The organism is Vibrio splendidus (genome assembly GCF_024347615.1).
Lineage (GTDB): Bacteria > Pseudomonadota > Gammaproteobacteria > Enterobacterales > Vibrionaceae > Vibrio > Vibrio splendidus.
In genome coordinates this window covers 1,713,921-1,733,169 of the sequence record NZ_AP025508.1, presented here as the reverse complement: position 1 = coordinate 1,733,169, position 19,249 = coordinate 1,713,921, and the positions used below count along the sequence as shown (strand labels likewise).

The following is a 19,249-nucleotide window of genomic DNA, read 5'->3' as shown; positions in this document are numbered from 1 at the left end:
CACACCGTAATGTGAACCTTGATATTTCAACCAGTTGAGCGGTTGTTTTCGTCGCTTTAACCCGTTTCGATATTAATCGTACACAAGCTGACCGTGGTCGAATCGTGTTTCAACTTCGCACACCATTAAGGCCGCTCGTTGACCGATAGCAACGTTACGATTTGGGAATACCACGGCTTCGTTTTCATTCTTCGCCATCAATGGCTTATCACCATCATGACCAAACACTTCTCCGTGCTTGAATGCCGTAAAGTTTTCTACGTCATCAGAGAACATGAAATCAAAGTCATCGTGCAAACGAACAATGGTTCGGCTTACGCGATATGTAATGGTTTTCTTTGGTAGATGCTCTGGTTCTATTTCAGCAATCAGATTGCGCATTGCCAAATCGAAAGCAGTAAGCTTATCAAGCTGGTTCTCACCAATTCTTGCTACCTGCCCTAGCTCCATTGTCAGTGCTTGCGCTTCGAAGTTTTCAGCGCTGTACCAACTGAAAGTGCTCGTTGGCGCATTCGACAACAACACAGCTTCAACGTGAGCGCTGTTGATGAAATCGAACAAGGCTTTACTGCGAACTTCGTGGCGAACCTTAGGGCTCACGGCGAAAGAGTAATGCTTAGACAAACGGATCGCGCAGTGCAAATCTAAGTGCCAACGAGTCGCAGGTACCGTTTCCTTGTAAAACTCAGTAACCAAGTACTTAAGGTTCTTCGCAATATCCACTTCTCGATTACTCTCGTGCTGTTTTTCATCAAACAGACGGTTCATATTCACATCAAGAAAACGAGTATGCGCGTTGGTTGCTTCTGGGTGAGCAATGATGAACAAACATCTTGCTGTCACGACTTGGAAGCCTGTTTCAATATCCTCAATGAGCTTATCAATCAGCTCCATTGGTGAAGTTTCGTCGCCGTGAACACCTGTTGAAAAGATGATGTTCTTGGTTTCAGAATTATACTCAGCGGGAATCACTTCCAATACACCGCGTTGATGAAGCTTAATTTGAACACCGTTACTCAGTACGGTCTGTCCTGCAACCACTTCTTGCTCAAGATCTAGGCTGTCAAAAAGAAATGATTGGCGAAAGAGGGTCTTCGTCATGCGTTACTCCTTAATTGCACGGCCGTATGTTAATAAATTGTACATAGAAATTGTGTTGCTAGGATCGCACTTATCAATAGAAACTCCGTTATCACTCACAAATACTACCCATATATTTTTATATTACCTGCTGACTTTACTAACCGACATCTGTTCCAAATAACTTTCTCTATTTAAAGCAACTTTTGGCTGTCTCAGCTTTTCTCAAGTCATGTCAGCAAGATAAGAGCCACGTAAGCTAACACAGCTCTTACCTGCCATGAACAGATTGAGATCAATTAATCTTCCTGATCGAGCAATCTTTCAAATTCATCGATTTGAACTTTGACCATGTCGATGCTTTGTTGCCAAAAATCCACTTGAGTCAGATCCATACCAAGGTGCTTTTGAACCACTTCTTCCGCCATCATGCTGCCCGTATCACGAAGCAACGAAACATAATCGCCATAGAATTGCTCACCTTTCGCATCGCGCTGAGCGTAAACACCTTTACTGAATAGGTAGCCGAACAGGTATGGGTAGTTGTAGAAGCTCACTTGAGAGATGCTGAAGTGCAGCTTGCTTGCCCAGAAGTAAGGGTCGGCTTCTGTCATTGCATCGCCGTACCACTCTTTCCAAGTTGTTTCCATCAAGTCACACAGCTGCTGAGCCGTGAGCTCGCCTTTTTCACGCTGCTCGTAGAAGGCTTTCTCAAACTCAAAACGAACGGGAATGTTCACCATTAATGCCAAAGAAGAAGAAAGCTCTTCCCACAGCATTTCAAGTTTCTCATTACGTGTTTGTGCTTGCTTCAATAGATGGTCACGAACGATATTTTCAGCAAAGATCGAAGCGGTTTCTGCTAGCGTCATTGGGTAGCGTGTTTGACACAGCGGCATGTCTTTCATCACCCAATTGTGGAACGCGTGGCCTAGCTCGTGCGCTAATGTCATTAAGTCTGAGCGGCTACCACTCCATGTCATGAACACAAGCGGGGTGCGTGTCGCAGCAAATTTAGTGCAGTACGCACCTAGACGTTTATTGGCTGCTGGAGCGGCATCAATCCAACCGTTCTCAACCATTAATGCGACGAAATCAGCCATCTCTGGATTTACTTCAGCGAAGGCGGTTTTAATCACTTCGATCGCTTCATCAAATGGATAAACCTTAGATTCGCTGTCACCCAGCGGTGGCATCGCTGCTAAATGGTTCCAAGGCTTCATTTCATCGAGCCCGTGAACTCTTGCCATTAACAGGCCTGCTTTCTGGCCTACTGCTCGATTTGCCTTTGCTACCGACATCATGGTGTCTAGCGTTTCTGGCACAATGCGGCTGCCGTGTAGGCTTGGATCAAGGAAATGCACATCGCTAATCTTCGAGCGCTTTTTGTTTTCAGTCAGTCGCCAACCCGCCAATGCATTTAGGATCGAAGCAAAAGACTCTTGATGCGTCTTCATTGCGCCTTGAACCGCGCGCCATGCCGGTTCTTGTTTGTCGAATTCGCTGCCGTACAACAGGCTCGCGGCTTGTGAAAAACCTAGAGCTTCGTCTTCACCGTCCAGCTTTAGCGATAGTTTTAAAGAACCGGTTAGGTTGTCGTATAAACGCCCCCACCCATCACGGCCATCAACCTTCATCGCCGCTAACAACTGCTCTTCAGCAACACTGAGTCGGCTACTTGATAACTTACGTGAGCTTTCAATCGCAAAGCGTTGCCCTGCAACATCCGCACTCTCATGCTCTAATACTGCATCAATAAATTCTGGTTCTGCGTGAATTAGCGTGTCTTCGTAAGGGCTAAACGCTTGAGACATTTCAGAGTTCAGTTTCGCTACACGACCAAGCAGTGCTTTAGCTTCTGTGTGCGTCGCGTCTACCGATGCGTGGCAATTAGCGAAGGTGTTGATCGTGCTCAGTAACGTGCCTGCCGCTTCAGAAGTTTGAATGGCGTTTTGCATCGCTAGGATAATATGACGCTTTTCAACGTGTAGGTACAACAGCTCAATACATTGTTGAATAAGTTCAATGTCCTGTTCGATTTTTGCATCATTAAGATCGCGATAAGCAATGCTTAGATCCCAACTCGGTGTTGTCATGACTAAATTCCTTTCACGTAGGTAGTAATACCAATCTGGTATAGCGGCTGTAAACGCCGCTTTATACTTCTATTTATATTTCTGTTTCTATTTCTATTTCTATTTCTATTTACAGTTCTAATAGATTGTTAATTCTTAAAACCGTGTATTTTTAACACTCAGAGAACAGGTAGCCCTATCGATTTAACGCAGATAAAGCTCTGCGCAAACTGAGTAATTTGAATATGAGTTATCGATGCGTTTTCTATCGATAGCTTCGAGTACAAACTCGGGTTTTTCCAATCAATATCAAGGCAATGCGCTAACAATATGCGAATCACACCACCATGAGTAACCAACAATATATTGTCACTTGGATCATTCAAAAGTTGTGACCAAGCTTGAGTTACTCTGTCGTGGAAGCTCTGTAAGCTTTCTGCGCCAGTTAATTGATGATTAGCAGGGTCTTTCCAAAAGGTTTCTAACATTCCCCACTTGTCTTCAAGTTCATCAAATGGGACACCATCTACTTCACCGAAGTTCATTTCCTGAAAGTCTGGTGCAACTGATAAAGGCACTGACATACGCTCTGCAAACAAGCTCGCAAGATCACCACATCGTCTGAGTGGCGAGGAAACCACACTATCAAAGATAATGTCTTGTTTAGCGAGAGCTCCACAGATCTGATATTGAAGATCAGGGTTGACCAACACGTCTGACAATCCGTTAAGTGCTGCCTCCCCTTCGACCTTGCCATGTCTTAATAAATAGATGTTTTTAGTTGTTCCATTAACCATGTGCGACCTAGCCTTGAGTATCTAGCAAGTGATTATATGGTTTTAAGCGCAGCGGCAATCCGGCAGCAACCAGCGTGACGCGTTCAACGACGCGAGCTAGCGCTTGGTTCATGCGTCCCGCATTGTCTACAAATAAGCGCGACACTTTACCCAGCGGCACCACACCTAAGCCAACTTCGTTAGACACCATAATAATTTGCGCTGGGCTTTGCTCTACGCTTTTGACCAATACTTCAACCACGGCTTCAACCTGTTCATTGGTTGCCTCATCACCCAGTTCAAAGATGATGTTGTTCAACCACAATGTTAGGCAGTCAATCAGCACCACATCGTCTTGGGTAAAAAACTGCAGTTCTTCGGCTAATTCAACAGGGGCTTCATGCTCAATCCACTGCTCGCCACGACGTTGTTGATGGTGCGCGATTCGTTCTCGCATTTCATCATCAAGATATGTCGCTGTCGCAATATAATTGAGGCGTCCATTTGAACATGCTTCAAGCGCACATAATGCTTGTTGCTCTGCAAAACTCGACTTGCCAGAACGAGCGCCGCCCAATACCAGATGGCTGTTTCGCTGACTTGTTTGATTAATTTGACTAGCTTGATTCGTGTTTGTCATAAGGAGCCTTTATAGAAAGCCATTATAAAATGCAGTAATGAATACAAGGTAAGTCAGCAACTCCATCAGCTGTTGAGCGGCCCCCAAGCAGTCGCCAGTAAAGCCGCCAATTCGAGCCGTTAACCACTTTTTGAAACCTGTTCTGAACAGATAGGCGACGACAGATAAAACCAAAGCGAATTCAAGACCAAACCACAGGCTAGGCAGCACGCCTACAAGCAATAAGAAGGCAAGTTCACCTTTGGTTTGCTTGTTGGCCAAAGGCTTACTTTTACTGGTATCTAAATCGCTGACATAAGGCATGTCGTAAATAAGTGACGCAGCAATTGCACGGCTAGAGGTATAACTGGTCACGATAACCATAAACAAGACTGTCATGTTCACCAGTTCATTCAATAGCACCCACTTGCCAAGCAGAGCCATAACTAGTGCAGACGCGCCATAGGTACCAATTCGACTGTCTTTCATGATGGTTAAACGGCGTTCTAGGGTCATGCCGCCACCAATACCATCGGCCATATCGGTTAAGCCGTCTTCATGGAATGCGCCAGTGAGCATCAGGCTAAAACTCATCATCAAAAAGATCGCCACCGCACTCGGCAATATGATATCAAGTAGCAAGAACACACCGCCACACAGAACACCAAGTAACAAACCAACCGTTGAAAAGTAGCGACCAGAACGATTCATTCGCTCTGATGAATAGGGCGTGTTCTTCGGCATTGGTAAGCGAGAAAAGAAGCCCATCGCCAGCGCAAACAGTTCCCACTGATAAGTGACTCGACCTTTCAACGATCTTTCTGATGCATCACTCATTAAACCGTGACTCCAGCACTTTCGAAGCTCGCCATGTTGTTATAGAACTCGGCTGCCGCACGAATAATGGGCATAGCTAGCGCAGCACCCGTGCCCTCGCCTAATCTCAATCCAAGATCGAGCAGTGGCTCAGCGTCTAGCAGTTCTAACAGAATTTTGTGCCCTGACTCTTCAGAGCGATGAGCAAAGATCATGTAATCACGGCAGTTCGGTTCAATTAAGGTCGCGACATACGCTGCAACAGATACGATAAAACCATCGACTAATATTGGTGTTCTGTTCTGGTAAGCGCCAAGGAAACCACCCACCATTTGAACGATTTCATAGCCACCGACTTGTGCTAGTACCTCTTTAATATATTTAAGATCTGTAAGCTCTTTAACGTCTTTAAGCTCTAAACCTTTGCAACGCGCGACACCTTGCTCAACCACAGCCACTTTACGTGCAAGCTGTTCATTGTTGATGCCAGTGCCTAGGCCGACACACTCATCCGAAGACCGATTCGATAATGCACTTAAGATCGCTGATGCGCTGCTGGTATTACCGATGCCCATTTCACCAAACATGATGATATTGGTGCCATTCGAAATGGTTCTAGATACAAGCTCTGTACCCAGTTCAATTCCACGTTCAACCGTTTCTAAACTCATTGCCGCTTCATTGGCAAAGTTATTGGTTCGCGTACCCAAGCGCTGAGAGATCAACATGTCACTGTCAGATTCCACAGGTAACAATATCCCCGTGTCGACTACCGTGATATCGATATTATTCACCGCACAGAAGCAATTGATCGCTGCGCCACCGCTTAAGAAGTTCAACACCATCTGTTGTGTTACCGCGCTTGGGGCAATACTCACACCTTCATCTGCTATGCCATGGTCGCCAGCAAAAATGATGATACTTGGCTTATTCAATTCGATGTGTTCAACCGCAGCTTCTTCGCCTTGGCTCTGAATCAATGCCAATTGATGAGCGACTTTTTCTAGTAAGCCAAGCGCACCGAGCGGCTTGGTTTTTTGGTCAATTCGGTGTTGGATGTACTGCGAGTATTGGGTATCTAACATAGTTTTTAAAAACGCTTATTCTGGGTACGTTAATTTAGGATTGGCTATTTTGGGCGAGCAACAGAGAACACATTGGAAAGCGTCGCGTATTCACCGCCACCAAGTCGAGACAGTGGGTCCAATGCCAACGCATCAACCTTAAGACGTTCACTCTCTTTATCGATCACATCTTCGGAAATGTACACGGTTTCGACTTGAGCAAAGATAAGACTTTGTGGCACCTCTCCAACTTCTTTTACTTCGTATAAGGTGCAGCCAAAAGCGACCGCGCACTCATTTACTCTCGGTAAAGAAAAGCCCTCAAATTCAACCAGTTCAATATTATTCGCTGTTACTTCAGAGTCACCATGATCGAGCGTAGCTGCTGTTGCTGTCATTGTTTCTGCAGAACTTGAAGAAGCAATGTGAATCACTAGCTTACCCGTTTCAAGGGCATTACGGGTGGTATCTTTGATTTCGCCAGACGGTTTCTTCCCGACCGATAACATCAGTAGCGGCGGATTACTGGAAACAGGCGTGAAATAAGAGAAAGGCGCTAGGTTGTACTCTTGTTCAGAAGATTCCGTCAATGCCCACGCAATCGGGCGAGGAACAACGGTTTGTGTCATCAGGTGATAAATCTGAGTGGGAGCAAGAGTATCAAGCTTGAGGTTCATAGCACGTCCTTGGTCTATGTGAATTACGACTCAGTTTACGTGTTAAGCAATGCTGTATCTATGCCTAATCAACAGAAACCGTAGAGAGTGTTCTTAATTTAAACAGATCACACTGGTTTTTTCTCAAATTGACAATCAAATTGACGAACCCTAAAACACCTACAATACTGATAATAGATTTATCAGTAACTTACATTTTGGCATCGTTTATGCTTTATCTAAAGTACTTGTTAATCTCTCCATTGATAAGTACCCATACAGTGAATGCCCACAACACTGACGCTACACAAAGAAAGACAATCGATTGAAAGACAAAACAGAACAACGATTTAGGAGGTGTAATGATTCCAAACTCAAGTAAAAGAAAACCAAATAAATCAAGTAAGAAAACCAGCAAAAAGGTAAGGAAAATCCCACTATCCTTCACCTAGAAAGCAGCAAAGTAAGTAACAAAGCCCGTCGCCCAGAGGGCTTTGTTATCTCTACTGACATCACTTCCTATCTCTTTGTTCAAAAATCAATCGAACAGCTACCCAGTCCAACTAATTAGACATTTAGTACATAACAAAACCACTAAATAAGTAAATCAAATTGCTTTGGTACACTTATCACTCAATGTAAATTATCCCTTACATTTTATACACTTACATAAATCTCAAATCCGTTTACATATTAAATCTTGTTGCTAATATTTCCCTGTCAGTTATTAAGGGTACTTATGGAAAACAAAGGCTTCACGTTAATTGAAATGGTGGTGACTATCATCATTTTAGGCATTCTCTCAGTGACTGCAGCACCACGATTTTTGAACCTGAACTCTGATGCCAGGATAGCCACACTCGATGGATTCATTGGCGCTTTCAACGCAACAAACGAAATCGTGATGGGTAAAGCCACTATTGAAGGATTAGAGAAGGAAAAACTAGCAAAGCTCTCAGATCAAAATATTTGGATACGATGGGGAACGATCGCTCTCGACTCTGACAATGTTGAAAACGCTATGGAAACGGAAAACTACCATCTATTGAGCTACGGACCTCAATTTAACCCTACCCTTATTGTCTACACAGGCAGAGAAAGGAAGTTTGGAGAGTTGGGAAGCTATAACTGTTTTGTTCAATTCACACGATCTTACACATCGAATCAAAGCCAAGTCATCAACATTGGCGATCTGACAATCAATAAATTCTATGACGGGTGTTAACCTCCTCGTTTAAAAATTTCGCATGATCATTATGTCGTCTGAACTCTTTAAGCCCGCAAATACGGGCTTTTTGTTTCCATAACATTATTTTTCCATAGCTAATATTGATAACTGACAATTAATTTGCATGTGCCTTCACATTAAAAGCGAACAAGTTTTCGTCATTGAATAAGAAGGTTTAAATTACAACAGTGACTTACTTGAGTGTTAGGGAGAACCATGAGCATTGCTGGAGACAAAACATCGGTTGTTGTGGCTGGTGCAACCGGGCTAATTGGTCATCATGTGATGAGGCAACTCATTGATGAACCCGCGGTCGACAATATCTATGCGTTATCCCGCAGATCCCTCAATGCAAAGTTTGACTCCAACAAGCTCCACACCCTTATTAACAGCGACCTGCAAGTTACCAGTTGGGATGATACGAATGCGACGCCTAAACTTGGCGTTATCTGCTTAGGTACGACTAAGAAAAAGGCAGGATCAAAAGAAGCACTTCGCAAAGTCGATGTTGAATTGGTTAGCCAGGTTGCACAGTCGATGAAGTTTCTTGGGGTACAACGCGTTGCCGTCGTTTCGAGCTATGGCGCTTCGCCAGATTCTTATTCACACTACCTTCGTTGCAAAGGGCAAATGGAGCAAAACTTAAAACGTATTGGCTTCAAGCAGCTTTTCATCGCACGTCCGGGGCCGCTGGTTGGTGAACGTGATGAACCAAGAGCCGATGAAAAACTCCTGCAAAGCATCTTTCCTTTAGTCTCTCCCTTTATGTTTGGTCAGTTCAAAAACCTACGCCCTATTCAAGCGGAAGACGTCGCGAAGGCAATGTTGTTCCGATTATTCGAAAATAATTTCAAAAATACCGAAATTTACTCGTCAAGTGACATGCTCAATTTATTGGCAAAATATCGCTAAAAAGCTCACCTATTCATCACAATGTTGAATATCCACCCATACCATTGAGTGGATATTACTAATCGTTCTAATAAATTACTTTTCCTTATTTTACGTTTTGTAACAGAACGTTATTTTAGCAGCAGTACTGACACCTATACATCTAGGTGCCTAATTGATTTAGAGTTATTCATAAGGAAAACAAATGTCATTTTCAGCTATCGCTGCCTTAGCGGTATTCACTGGTATCCTCTTTTTTCTCTACGGACAGCAGAAAAAAGAAAACACACTTTCTCGCCTCGTTTTACTCGGTTTAGTTTTTGGTAGTGCATTTGGCCTTGGTCTACAGCTGCTATTTGGTGAAGGCAATCCCATCATCAAAGAGACACTAGACTGGGTAAACATCGTTGGTCGTGGTTACGTTGGATTACTTAAAATGGTAATCATGCCATTAGTCTTGGTTTCAATGATTGCGGCGGTGGTGAAGCTTGAAAAAGGCGGTTCACTGGGCAAGATTTCTGGTATCACTATTTCAGTATTACTCGCAACAACAGCGATCTCTGCAATTGTTGGTATTGCAGTGGCTCAAGCATTCGGTCTTTCGGCTGAAGGCTTAACAGAGGGCGCGCGTGAAACAGCTCGTATCGCAACACTAGAAAGCCGCATGGGAAGCGTGTCTGACCTAACTATTCCACAAATGCTGATTAGCTTCATTCCAACTAACCCGTTTGCTGATCTAACCGGTGCTCGCTCTACGTCTATCATCGCGGTGGTTATCTTCGGTGTGCTTACAGGCATTGCTGCTCGTAAAGTAATGGCTGAGAAAGAAGAGCTAGAATCACCGATCCGTACTTTCGTTGACGCTGCTCAATCTATCGTTATGCGCTTAGTTAAGATGATCATGGCACTCACGCCATACGGCATCGCTGCGTTAATGGCGAAAGTAGTCGCAACATCGAGTGCTTCAGACATCCTAAGCCTACTGGGTTTCATCGTTGCTTCTTACGTAGCAATCATCCTGATGTTTGTTGTTCACGGTGTGTTGGTTTCTTTTGTTGGTGTAAACCCAAAAGAGTACTTCCAAAAAATCTGGCCTGTCCTAACGTTCGCTTTCACTTCGCGTAGTTCTGCTGCAACGATTCCACTGAACGTTGAAGCTCAAATCACTAAGCTAAATGTGCCACCAGCGATTGCTAACCTGTCTGCAACTTTCGGGGCGACGATTGGTCAGAATGGTTGTGCGGGTATCTACCCTGCCATGCTAGCAGTCATGGTTGCGCCTACGGTTGGTATCGACCCAATGGATATCAACTTCATTCTGTCTCTAATTGCTATCATTACAGTGAGCTCATTCGGTATTGCTGGTGTAGGTGGCGGTGCAACGTTCGCGGCGCTTATCGTACTTCCTGCTATGGGCCTTCCTGTAACGATTGCAGCACTGCTTATATCTATCGAACCCCTTATCGATATGGCACGTACAGCGCTTAACGTATCTGGTGCAATGACAGCCGGTACGATCACAAGCCGCCTAATGGGTAAGAAAGACAAGCAACAAGATCTGGAACAAGCGAACGCTTAATGGATTCGATTGATTCAATAACTTGAGTCTCGTTAAACAAAAAACCGATGCAAATGCATCGGTTTTTTATTATCTGTCTTTTATCAGAGTCACTTTGTAAACGGCAGAACCTAAAGCAACAACTGAATCACTTTCTCAGCCAGTGCTTCATCGTCATCTTCACTCAATCCACTGATACCAATAGCGCCAATCACCTGCCCCTTTATCTCAATGGGAACACCGCCTTTAAAGCCAGTGATCTTTGAGTCGGTCCAGTAACTTAAGTCTTTACCGGTTTCTCTCGCCCAAGCACCTAAGTTACCGCTTGGCTGTCTGTCTCTTGCAGACGTATAAGCTTTGTTCTGTGCTAACAACCCGGCTTGTACGCTCACATTATCCATGCGAATAAACGCCAATAACTCTCCGTGCGTATCACACACGCTCACCGCAATTGCTTGTTGATTATGCTCAGCAATATCGAGAGCGTTAGACACCAACTGTTGTGCGATCTTTTGATTCAACATGCTCATTCCTTATGGCAGTGCTTGGCCACGTGAGTACACGTATAAGTTGTACCACTCTTCACGAGACAGACTTATCTGAGTCGCTACCGATGAAGCTTTGATTCGCTCTAGGTTTGTGGTGCCAATAACAGGTTGGATACGAGCAGGGTGACGAAGCAAAAATGCCAACACAATCGCTTCACTTTCTACGCCATATTGGTTTGCTAACTGAGCCACGTAGTGCGCCGTCTTTTTCACGTTTTCATGTTCTGAATACAAACCTTGCTCAGCAAATCGGCCTTGTGCCAAACAACCCCAAGCTTGCAGTTGGATGTTATTCATTTGGCAATGTTCAAGGGTGCCTGCGGCGAAGTCTGATTGATGGTGCCCTTGCGAGTTAATCATCACCCCATCGTTCAACCAATCCAGCTTGGCTAAGCTCATCTCAACTTGATTCGCGACAATGGGCTGCCCGAGCGCAGATTGTAGGTACTGAACTTGATGGCTGTTCATGTTTGACACACCAAAGAAATCGACCTTACCTTGCGCTTTTAAGTTCTCTAACACTCTTGCCAGCTCATCAAGTTCCATCAAAGGATCAGGACGATGTAATAGCAGTACATCGAGCTTTTCAGTATTCAATCGGTTGAGAATACCGTCTACCGATTGGCTTACCCAATCAGCCGAGAAATCATAACGACCAACATTGCCCCCGCCTTCAAAACGAATCCCACACTTAGATTGAATGAACATCTGTTCACGCAGATCAGGCGCTTGTTGTAATGCTTGACCAAAGGCTTGCTCAGCTTTGCTGAAGGTATAGATGTCCGCATGGTCGAATAAATTAATACCCGATTCTAATGCTGTGTCGATTACGTTTCGTGTTTGAGCAACATCCGCACTATTCACTGGATTATCATTCCATCCACCACCTAAGCCCATGCAACCATAGGCAATTTGCCCAACATTCGGTAGATGGTTTGATAATGGGATACTCTTTTTATCACTCGTTTTGTTTGTAGATTCAGTGCTGTTCGTCATATCGATTCTCGCTTAGAAGATTTGCTGACCAGAAATATGCCTCTATCATATTGTTCTTTTAAAAAAACAGAATATGCTAGTTACGAAATGATTGTTTGATATGACGAACAATAGATTGGTAGGAACGCGCGAATGAACGAACACAAAAGAATAGAAAGACTGATCCTGTTTGTAGAACTGGCTCAGCAACTTAACTTTACCAAGGCAGCCGAAAAACTCGGTATATCTAAGAGCTACCTTTCTGAACAGATCAAACGTTTAGAAAACGACTTACAGTGCCCGCTTTTGGTCAGAACCACGCGCAGTGTTCGTTTAACTCAAGAAGGAGAACGCGCCTTACAGCAAGGCTTAACGATTCGTTCGCAAGTCTTACAGCTTGAACGCAGTGTTTCTGAGCAACACGACATCGTAAAAGGTCTATTACGCCTCACTGCGCCAAAGATGTTTACTGAGGTATATCTATTCGATATCTGCCAACAGTTTAGGCAGCAATATCCAGAAATCCGTTTTGAGATAAACAGCAGCTACACCAACTTTAATCTCAATCAAGATGATATCGATATCGCGTTTCGTGCCACCAATACTCCACCTGACAACATGGTGGCGAAACACTTGATTAGCTATCAGCATGATTTAGTCGCGACTCCTGGCTATCTTGATCAGTTTGGCCGCCCCAACAATGCCAACGACTTAAATGACCATCAATGCTTAGCAACGCTGCACCAAACCGAGTGGCCTTTAAAATCGGCAAATATTGATGTGTCCGGTTGGCTTTCAAGCAATGACAACCACTTGCTCAAACAACAAGCTATGGCAGGCAGTGGCATCATCCGTATTGCAAGTTACTACGCTGCGAAAGAGGTCGATCTTGGAGAGTTAGAGCAAGTGCTGCCTGATGAATGTCTGCAACAAGGCAACAGTATTTACCTTTTCTATCCGCAAGTTATTTATCCGGCAAAGAAACACCAAGTGTTCGTTAAATTTGTTCAGCATTACTTCGAAAACTTGAGAGCTTGATAATTTAAGAGCTTGAAAACTTAAGAGCTCGATCATTTAAGAGCTTGAAGATTTGGTAGTTTAAGAATATGAAAGCTGAGTTAACGAGTTGAAGAAACGGAAACCGATGAACAGATAAATCAAATAACACGAAATAAGGTTTAAATAACCCTCTTGATTTATATACCTATATTTAGAATGGTATTATCGAACAATAATAAAGCGATTTTTTCGAATGCTCTCATCGATGATTGTTCTTGATAGAAAGAAATCGTGCATTTGTTCAATAATACAATGAGTTATCTATGAACGATTAACATAACTGATATATGATGCACCGCTTCAGTATGTCACATCATTTTGGCACCAGTTCGATAACAGGATCCTCATGAGCTTTATTATATTATTACTTCTTCTGCTATTCGTAGGCTTTACACGTTTACTTCAGTGGCGAAAAACCTCTCTGTTTTTATCTCTTGTTCTTATATCGTCATTTGTGTTGATTGGTTCAGGCTTAATTCCTCGTTACTTACTGAACGACCTACAAGCCGATTACGAAAATAAGCCTGATATCCAATGGTCTGACAATAACGCTATTGTTCTTCTGGGTGCGGGAACGCAGTTAATTAAAAGCACGCAAGAGTTCGAGCCAGCCTTTTTCTCTTTCGGCAGAATCAACGAAGCCGCAAGCCAATATAAAGATTGCGCCATAGCCCAAACCACATGCAAAGTGATCATCAGTGGTGGCGATGCACAAAATAACGGTGTTACCGAAGCAGAAGTTTATCAACAACAATTGCTGAGACTTGGCGTTCCGATGGGTGACATCATTCAAGAGCCAAATAGTGTCAACACTTGGAAGAATGCACAGCTCACTAGTGACCTAATGAAGCATCATAAATTCGATAACATTGTGTTAGTTTCGTCTGGCCTGCATATTCGTCGCAGCGAGCTCTACTTCAACCACTTCGGCTTAAACGTTATTCCAGTAAGAGCTGATTATATGGCAGCTCAAGTTTCGTGGTTGCCACTATGGTACAACTTTGCGGTCACAGATTTTGCTTTGCATGAACAGATAGGCTTTGCTCGTTACAACATCTACAACTTTATGGGTTGGAACAGCAAACGCGAACAGCCAGGTGATGCTTAATCACGTTCAATTGAGTTAGCTAGAGCCATATAAAACAAAGATGCAGCAATAATCGAAAGGTTGTTGGCTGCATTCTTAGATCCTACCTATCACAACACCGTTTCTTATTCTCATTTACGTCTGTTCTTACCATTCGGCAATCATTCCTGCTAGCTAATCACTCAGCCAATTTTCCAAATGGCAAGGCTACGAAAATATAAACGTTCAACAATCAACCACCTAATATTTTGATAGTTGAAACTAATTGAAAACAATCGAGATAATCCTTTATCAAACAACAAGCCAATCAACATAAGCAACTGATAATTATAAGTATTTATTTTCAATTCATTTCAGTATTTTTGGCATTGTTTTATATGACAGAGTACACCCCGCTAGTAACCCTCGGCTTTAAATAATATCAATAAAATCTAATAACTCGATTCTAATAAAAATAGCCAAATAATGGCATTTAGGAACTTATTAATGATTAACGTCAGTAGAACCATTCTATTTAGCACTGCCCTATCGGTAATCTCTTTTACAGCTCATGCGAAGATATACTCAGACCAAATCGTCTTAGATAAACTTGGAGAAGATATCTGTCGTTTCGACTATCGCGCTCTCAACAATTCAGAAGCTCAAGAACATAAAACAGCCCTGATATCCCGCATGAATGTTTGGGACATTGTTGGCCTTCAGCATGATTGGGTGATCATGGGCTCCGGCTATCATGGCCTCATTAAACCAGGTCAACCAAGCGACAAAACCTGGTGCTACCCCAATACACCAGAAGCGGGCTTGCCATACTACGAAGCACAAGCTATTCAAGAGAACAGTAACCTTGAAGTTCAACGAGTTTTAGTCAATGACGACACGAACTTTATCAGGCCGCTAAGTTACTTGGCTCATAGTCTTGGTTACGCTTGGGTTAGCGGCAATAACGGGCGTTACGTCGGTCAAGATATGGCAATAGAGCAACTTAGCCATGGTTGGGAGATCAAAGGGAATAACAATGGAAGCTGTACCGGTGAGCGTTGTAATGAGAAGACAACCATCACTGTCGATAACTTCGCTTACACGCTTGATAACACATCCTTTTTACACGGCTCTATAACAGAGACCGACCAAGAGCTGATTGAAACCGTCTCGGCTTATGCAATCAATGATAGCGCTCAGCCTAAACAAATCGTCGTCGACCTTCATTTTGAGCAATCAACACAATGGAGTAAAACACAGCGCTTCGACCTTGCTGATTCAGTCGTCATTGATGAGACCTTTCACTGGCCACAAGTTGGAAAAACTGAGGTAAGAGTCGCGCTAGAAGAAGGCCAACGTTTCTCCGATACCAACAGTGGCACTCGTTTTGAGCCGACAGAACTGCAAGCCATCATTACCGTGCCTGCTCACTCCGTGCTGCCTTTTCAAGTCGAGTTCTTACGCTCTACCATCTCTTACCCATACCGCATCAAAACCAACATGAGTTACGACGTGAGCTTCACAGGTTTTCTTCGTTATAGCGGCAATGCGCTGAGCTCACATCCAACAAACCGCCCTACTGTCTCACACACCTTTACGATGGGAACCACCAGCGAAGATCAAGCCAATATCCGCTACCAATGGGACCACCGCTATATTCCTGGAGAGATGAAATGGTGGGACTGGAGTTGGGCAATCAACACCAATGGCTTGAGTAGCATGCAGTACGCCGCAGGAGCAAGTGTCCGTCCGTTCTACTCTCACGTGTCTGGTCAATTCAGTGCTGAATCTCAATATTCAGGGATGATAGATATCGGCGCTGAGCATTCTGTTGATTCATTCGATACAACGACGTTCAACAATCACGAGACCTACTACGCGGGTGATATTAAAATAGTGACTGATTTCAACCTTGACACCCTCGCTCAACTTGGGTATCAAGATGCTCAACTTGTGATTAACCCTGCGCAGCAATAAACCCATTAGAAATAGTTCAGCTGTTATTCCAAGCCCATTGCGTCTGCTCTGGGCTTGATTCGTCTTACATTCTCTCGGTCGAACATCTGCATTGATGCCTAGATATTCACTCTCTGAATCATTTTTCACTGACTTAAAAGTGAAATCATAACGACACACTAATTTGCGTAACTTAGGGTGCAAATAGGCAATTAGATTACAGTGCCTATCAGGAGGATGTATGAAACCAAATCGATCTACGGGACTCACTGGACATGTAAAACACTGCCCATGTTGTTCTACCGAACTGGTCATCAAAGACCACATTCACGTTTGCCCGCGCAATGAAATTGGTGACTGTTACTTCGATGGCTATGACCAACACGAACAGCGCGCTAATGCTGATTTTATCAATCATGCAAATGCTTCTGATAGCCTTGTTTACGGCATGTCAGAACACTAAACGTAATTAAAGATTTGTTGAAGTCATTTCGCGCCAAAAAAAATGCAGCGCCAATCGAATGATTGTTCGCTGCATTCTTAGATCCTGTAAACTTAGCTAGCCATTAGAATGGAGCTAGGTAAAACGGACTACCACATTAGATCATCTGGGATCACGAAGTCTTTGTACGGGTCATCTTCGTCTACTTCATCAGAGCTTGAAGCTTGAGTATCAACAATAGATTCTTCGTCACGCATCGCGATCTTGTTCGCTACCGCAGTAGGGATAACAACATAGCTTTCGCCTTGACGCGCGATACTTAGAATGCCTTTACTTAGTTGCTTTTGAGTCAGATCTTCTACGTAAAGGTATTTAACTAGCGTACCGTCGGTGAAGTTGTATTTGATCTCACCATTCTTCTGTTCGATCTTGTTCATCTCAATCAGTTGCTTCACTTGAGCTTTAATTTCTTTGCTCAACTGCTGTTCTTTCAACTGTTGGTTTAACTCTTTGTCTTTCGCTTGCTGCGCCAGTTTAGTTTCTTCTGCTGCCGCTTTTGCTTCACGAGACTGAACGCGAGACTTTTTAGAGCCCTTCTTCGCCTTCTTTAATTTTTTCTCATTTACCAAGCCAGCTTTAAGCATTTGCTCTTGGAGTGTTAACTTTGCCATGACTTTCCCAGTTCAGGATTAAAAACGACACTATCATACCTGTTTTTGAGGAATCTGTTTACTGAACAATGGCAAAATTTATGCTGATAGAGCAAGGCGGTTAGCGTTTTCCCTTATCGTGATTCACAGCATCCATTTCTGGTTATTTACCGACCTATGATTTCCACGAAAACAACCAATAGTGACTTACCCTCAAACCCAAATCGTTCCTCTGTTTTTTAGCGTGCGCGCGTATCACTTATCATTCAGGCAAAGCAATATGTTAATTTTCAATGAGTAATCTAATTTATAAAACCATGGCATATATCTAATATTTGGATAATTCCCATAGAGTTATAACTCCAATGTCACAACTCTTTACTACGTTATTCTTTAAACCAATCAGTAAGGATAACGTGAAAATGAAAACTCAATGGACTTGCCTGAGTGCAATACTTGCATCAGCTTCATTCATTTCAACCTCGGCTATTGCAGATACCGATGTGTACCTGACCAATAACACTAGCCAAGTAATGACGATTCAAACCAATCACACGGGTACCGACCAGCTTCAATTCGGTGATGAGTGGCAGCAACATGTTGAACAGATTGGCCCTTGGGAGACGAAGAAGCTGATCAGTTTCAATCGCTGGACTGGTGTGAAATCTGGGAAGACCTACGAGTTTGACACTGTAGTATCGAACGCTGTAGGAGAGAGTGTCACGCTCAACCAAACCATGAAGGGTCATTGGTACAACTCGACACTGCAACATGGCTTGAGTGCCGCAGACGTCAACCTAACGTTGCATGACGATCGTAATATTCATCGCAGCACAACCGATGCATTCGGGGTCAATGCAGAGCTAGCACTTAAAGCCGATTCTACGGCGCGCTACGATGATATTTATTACACCATCACCCCGCCCAAAGTGGATGAGCAGCCAGAGCCGGATGCCAATACACTGAAAGTCATGACTTACAACATCTGGGCGCTGCCTGCCATCGCTTCACATATTGGTGACCGCTATGACCTGCTCCCTCAATACGTAAAGGGCTACGACGTGCTGGCGCTTCAAGAGGTGTTTGCCAACGGACGAGATAAGTTCCTACGTGAGCTTGCAAAAGAGTATCCTTATCAAACTAAAATGCTCGATAAAGATGGGATTAACATCTATGACGGCGGCGTGATCATTGTCAGCCGCTACCCTATTGTCAACGAAGCGCAATACGTGTTCCCTGATTGTACAGGCACAGATTGTTTCGCTGATAAGGGGGTTAATTATGCGGAGGTTATCAAGAATGGTCAGGCTTACCATGTTTTCGGCACCCACACGGCATCATTCGATACCGATACCGCTCGTGACTACCGACAGCGCCAATTTAAACAGATGCGTCAGCTTGCTCAATCACTGGAAATACCAACTTCAGAGACGGTTATTTATAGCGGTGACTTCAACGTGAACAAGCTGAAGTTCCCAGGCGACTACCAACAAATGTTCGCTAACCTGCAAGCCGCTGAGCCGGAGTATTCAGGTTATACTGCTTCCACCTTTGATCCTCGTATCAACAACTTTGCAGGCGAACCTATGTCTGGCGGGGAAAACGTCGAATACTTGGATTACGTAGTGGTGAGTTCGGAGTACGCACAAAAAACTCACAACAATAACCGCGTTGATGTTCCTCGTTCAACAAGCAGTGAGTTATGGAAGCACTACAACCTTTCAGACCACTTCCCTGTTAGCGCCGTGATCAAGTAACTCGGTGAACCAATAATGCATCGAGTTATATTA

At 43.7% G+C, this 19,249-nt stretch carries 18 protein-coding genes; 8 read left to right on the top strand and 10 right to left on the bottom strand.

Annotated elements, in window-relative coordinates:
• Window positions 1-72: 72 nt before the first annotated feature.
• The 7 genes from OCU90_RS07700 to OCU90_RS07670 form a co-directional block, all read right to left on the bottom strand.
• The gene (locus OCU90_RS07700) at window positions 73-1,101 is read right to left on the bottom strand and encodes a succinylglutamate desuccinylase (RefSeq protein WP_017057427.1); all 1,029 of its coding nucleotides are present in this window, start codon (window positions 1,099-1,101) and stop codon (window positions 73-75) included.
• Window positions 1,102-1,379: 278 nt separating this feature from the next.
• Window positions 1,380-3,176, bottom strand: coding sequence for a M3 family oligoendopeptidase (locus OCU90_RS07695; RefSeq protein WP_061024899.1), 1,797 nt, complete (start codon window positions 3,174-3,176; stop codon window positions 1,380-1,382).
• Between the two features lie 158 nt (window positions 3,177-3,334).
• Window positions 3,335-3,952, bottom strand: a complete 618-nt coding sequence (cobC, locus tag OCU90_RS07690) for an alpha-ribazole phosphatase family protein (RefSeq protein WP_061024901.1) — start codon at window positions 3,950-3,952, stop codon at window positions 3,335-3,337.
• Between the two features lie 7 nt (window positions 3,953-3,959).
• Window positions 3,960-4,571: a bifunctional adenosylcobinamide kinase/adenosylcobinamide-phosphate guanylyltransferase gene (gene cobU / locus OCU90_RS07685; protein WP_061024903.1), complete on the bottom strand. Its 612-nt coding sequence runs from the start codon at window positions 4,569-4,571 to the stop codon at window positions 3,960-3,962.
• 9 nt (window positions 4,572-4,580) lie between these two features.
• Window positions 4,581-5,387: an adenosylcobinamide-GDP ribazoletransferase gene (locus tag OCU90_RS07680; RefSeq protein WP_061024904.1), complete on the bottom strand. Its 807-nt coding sequence runs from the start codon at window positions 5,385-5,387 to the stop codon at window positions 4,581-4,583.
• Window positions 5,387-6,451: a nicotinate-nucleotide--dimethylbenzimidazole phosphoribosyltransferase gene (gene cobT / locus OCU90_RS07675; RefSeq protein WP_061024906.1), complete on the bottom strand. Its 1,065-nt coding sequence runs from the start codon at window positions 6,449-6,451 to the stop codon at window positions 5,387-5,389. Before cobT ends, OCU90_RS07680 begins: the two co-directional genes overlap by 1 nt.
• 44 nt (window positions 6,452-6,495) lie before the next feature.
• The gene (locus tag OCU90_RS07670) at window positions 6,496-7,107 is read right to left on the bottom strand and encodes a flavin reductase family protein (protein WP_061024908.1); all 612 of its coding nucleotides are present in this window, start codon (window positions 7,105-7,107) and stop codon (window positions 6,496-6,498) included.
• 718 nt (window positions 7,108-7,825) lie between these two features.
• Here OCU90_RS07670 and OCU90_RS26110 point away from each other — a divergent pair.
• The 3 genes from OCU90_RS26110 (at window position 7,826) to OCU90_RS07655 (ending at window position 10,784) form a co-directional block, all read left to right on the top strand.
• Window positions 7,826-8,311, top strand: coding sequence for a pilus assembly FimT family protein (locus OCU90_RS26110; RefSeq protein WP_017083467.1), 486 nt, complete (start codon window positions 7,826-7,828; stop codon window positions 8,309-8,311).
• Between the two features lie 219 nt (window positions 8,312-8,530).
• Window positions 8,531-9,226: an NAD-dependent epimerase/dehydratase family protein gene (locus OCU90_RS07660; RefSeq protein WP_061024911.1), complete on the top strand. Its 696-nt coding sequence runs from the start codon at window positions 8,531-8,533 to the stop codon at window positions 9,224-9,226.
• A gap of 184 nt (window positions 9,227-9,410) precedes the next feature.
• A complete protein-coding gene (locus OCU90_RS07655; RefSeq protein ID WP_017092602.1) occupies window positions 9,411-10,784 on the top strand; it encodes an L-cystine transporter in 1,374 nt (457 codons plus the stop codon).
• A 110-nt stretch (window positions 10,785-10,894) separates the two neighbouring features.
• Here the strand turns inward: OCU90_RS07655 and OCU90_RS07650 are convergent, their stop codons facing one another.
• Window positions 10,895-11,287: a GlcG/HbpS family heme-binding protein gene (locus OCU90_RS07650; protein WP_061024914.1), complete on the bottom strand. Its 393-nt coding sequence runs from the start codon at window positions 11,285-11,287 to the stop codon at window positions 10,895-10,897.
• Between the two features lie 9 nt (window positions 11,288-11,296).
• The gene (locus OCU90_RS07645; RefSeq protein ID WP_061024917.1) at window positions 11,297-12,307 is read right to left on the bottom strand and encodes an aldo/keto reductase; all 1,011 of its coding nucleotides are present in this window, start codon (window positions 12,305-12,307) and stop codon (window positions 11,297-11,299) included.
• Window positions 12,308-12,439: 132 nt separating this feature from the next.
• Between OCU90_RS07645 and OCU90_RS07640 the strand changes: the two genes are divergently transcribed.
• The 4 genes from OCU90_RS07640 to OCU90_RS07625 all read left to right on the top strand — a co-directional run bounded on the left by OCU90_RS07640 (window position 12,440) and on the right by OCU90_RS07625 (window position 16,830).
• Complete coding sequence (locus OCU90_RS07640) at window positions 12,440-13,324, top strand: LysR family transcriptional regulator (RefSeq protein WP_061024919.1); 885 nt, start codon at window positions 12,440-12,442, stop codon at window positions 13,322-13,324.
• Window positions 13,325-13,691: 367 nt separating this feature from the next.
• Window positions 13,692-14,453, top strand: a complete 762-nt coding sequence (locus tag OCU90_RS07635) for a YdcF family protein (protein WP_061024921.1) — start codon at window positions 13,692-13,694, stop codon at window positions 14,451-14,453.
• A 465-nt stretch (window positions 14,454-14,918) separates the two neighbouring features.
• On the top strand, window positions 14,919-16,388 hold the full coding sequence (locus tag OCU90_RS07630) for an aerolysin family beta-barrel pore-forming toxin (RefSeq protein WP_061024924.1): 1,470 nt from the start codon (window positions 14,919-14,921) through the stop codon (window positions 16,386-16,388).
• 220 nt (window positions 16,389-16,608) lie between these two features.
• Window positions 16,609-16,830, top strand: a complete 222-nt coding sequence (locus tag OCU90_RS07625; RefSeq protein ID WP_061024926.1) for a hypothetical protein — start codon at window positions 16,609-16,611, stop codon at window positions 16,828-16,830.
• A gap of 128 nt (window positions 16,831-16,958) precedes the next feature.
• On the opposite strand, the gene OCU90_RS07620 is transcribed toward OCU90_RS07625, so the two are convergent.
• Window positions 16,959-17,480 carry a DUF2058 domain-containing protein gene (locus tag OCU90_RS07620; protein ID WP_004734880.1) on the bottom strand — a complete coding sequence of 174 codons (522 nt, stop codon included), beginning with the start codon at window positions 17,478-17,480 and terminating at the stop codon, window positions 16,959-16,961.
• Window positions 17,481-17,881: 401 nt separating this feature from the next.
• Here OCU90_RS07620 and OCU90_RS07615 point away from each other — a divergent pair, with 401 nt between their 5' ends.
• The gene (locus tag OCU90_RS07615; RefSeq protein WP_061024928.1) at window positions 17,882-19,216 is read left to right on the top strand and encodes a sphingomyelin phosphodiesterase; all 1,335 of its coding nucleotides are present in this window, start codon (window positions 17,882-17,884) and stop codon (window positions 19,214-19,216) included.
• Window positions 19,217-19,249 lie beyond the last annotated feature (33 nt).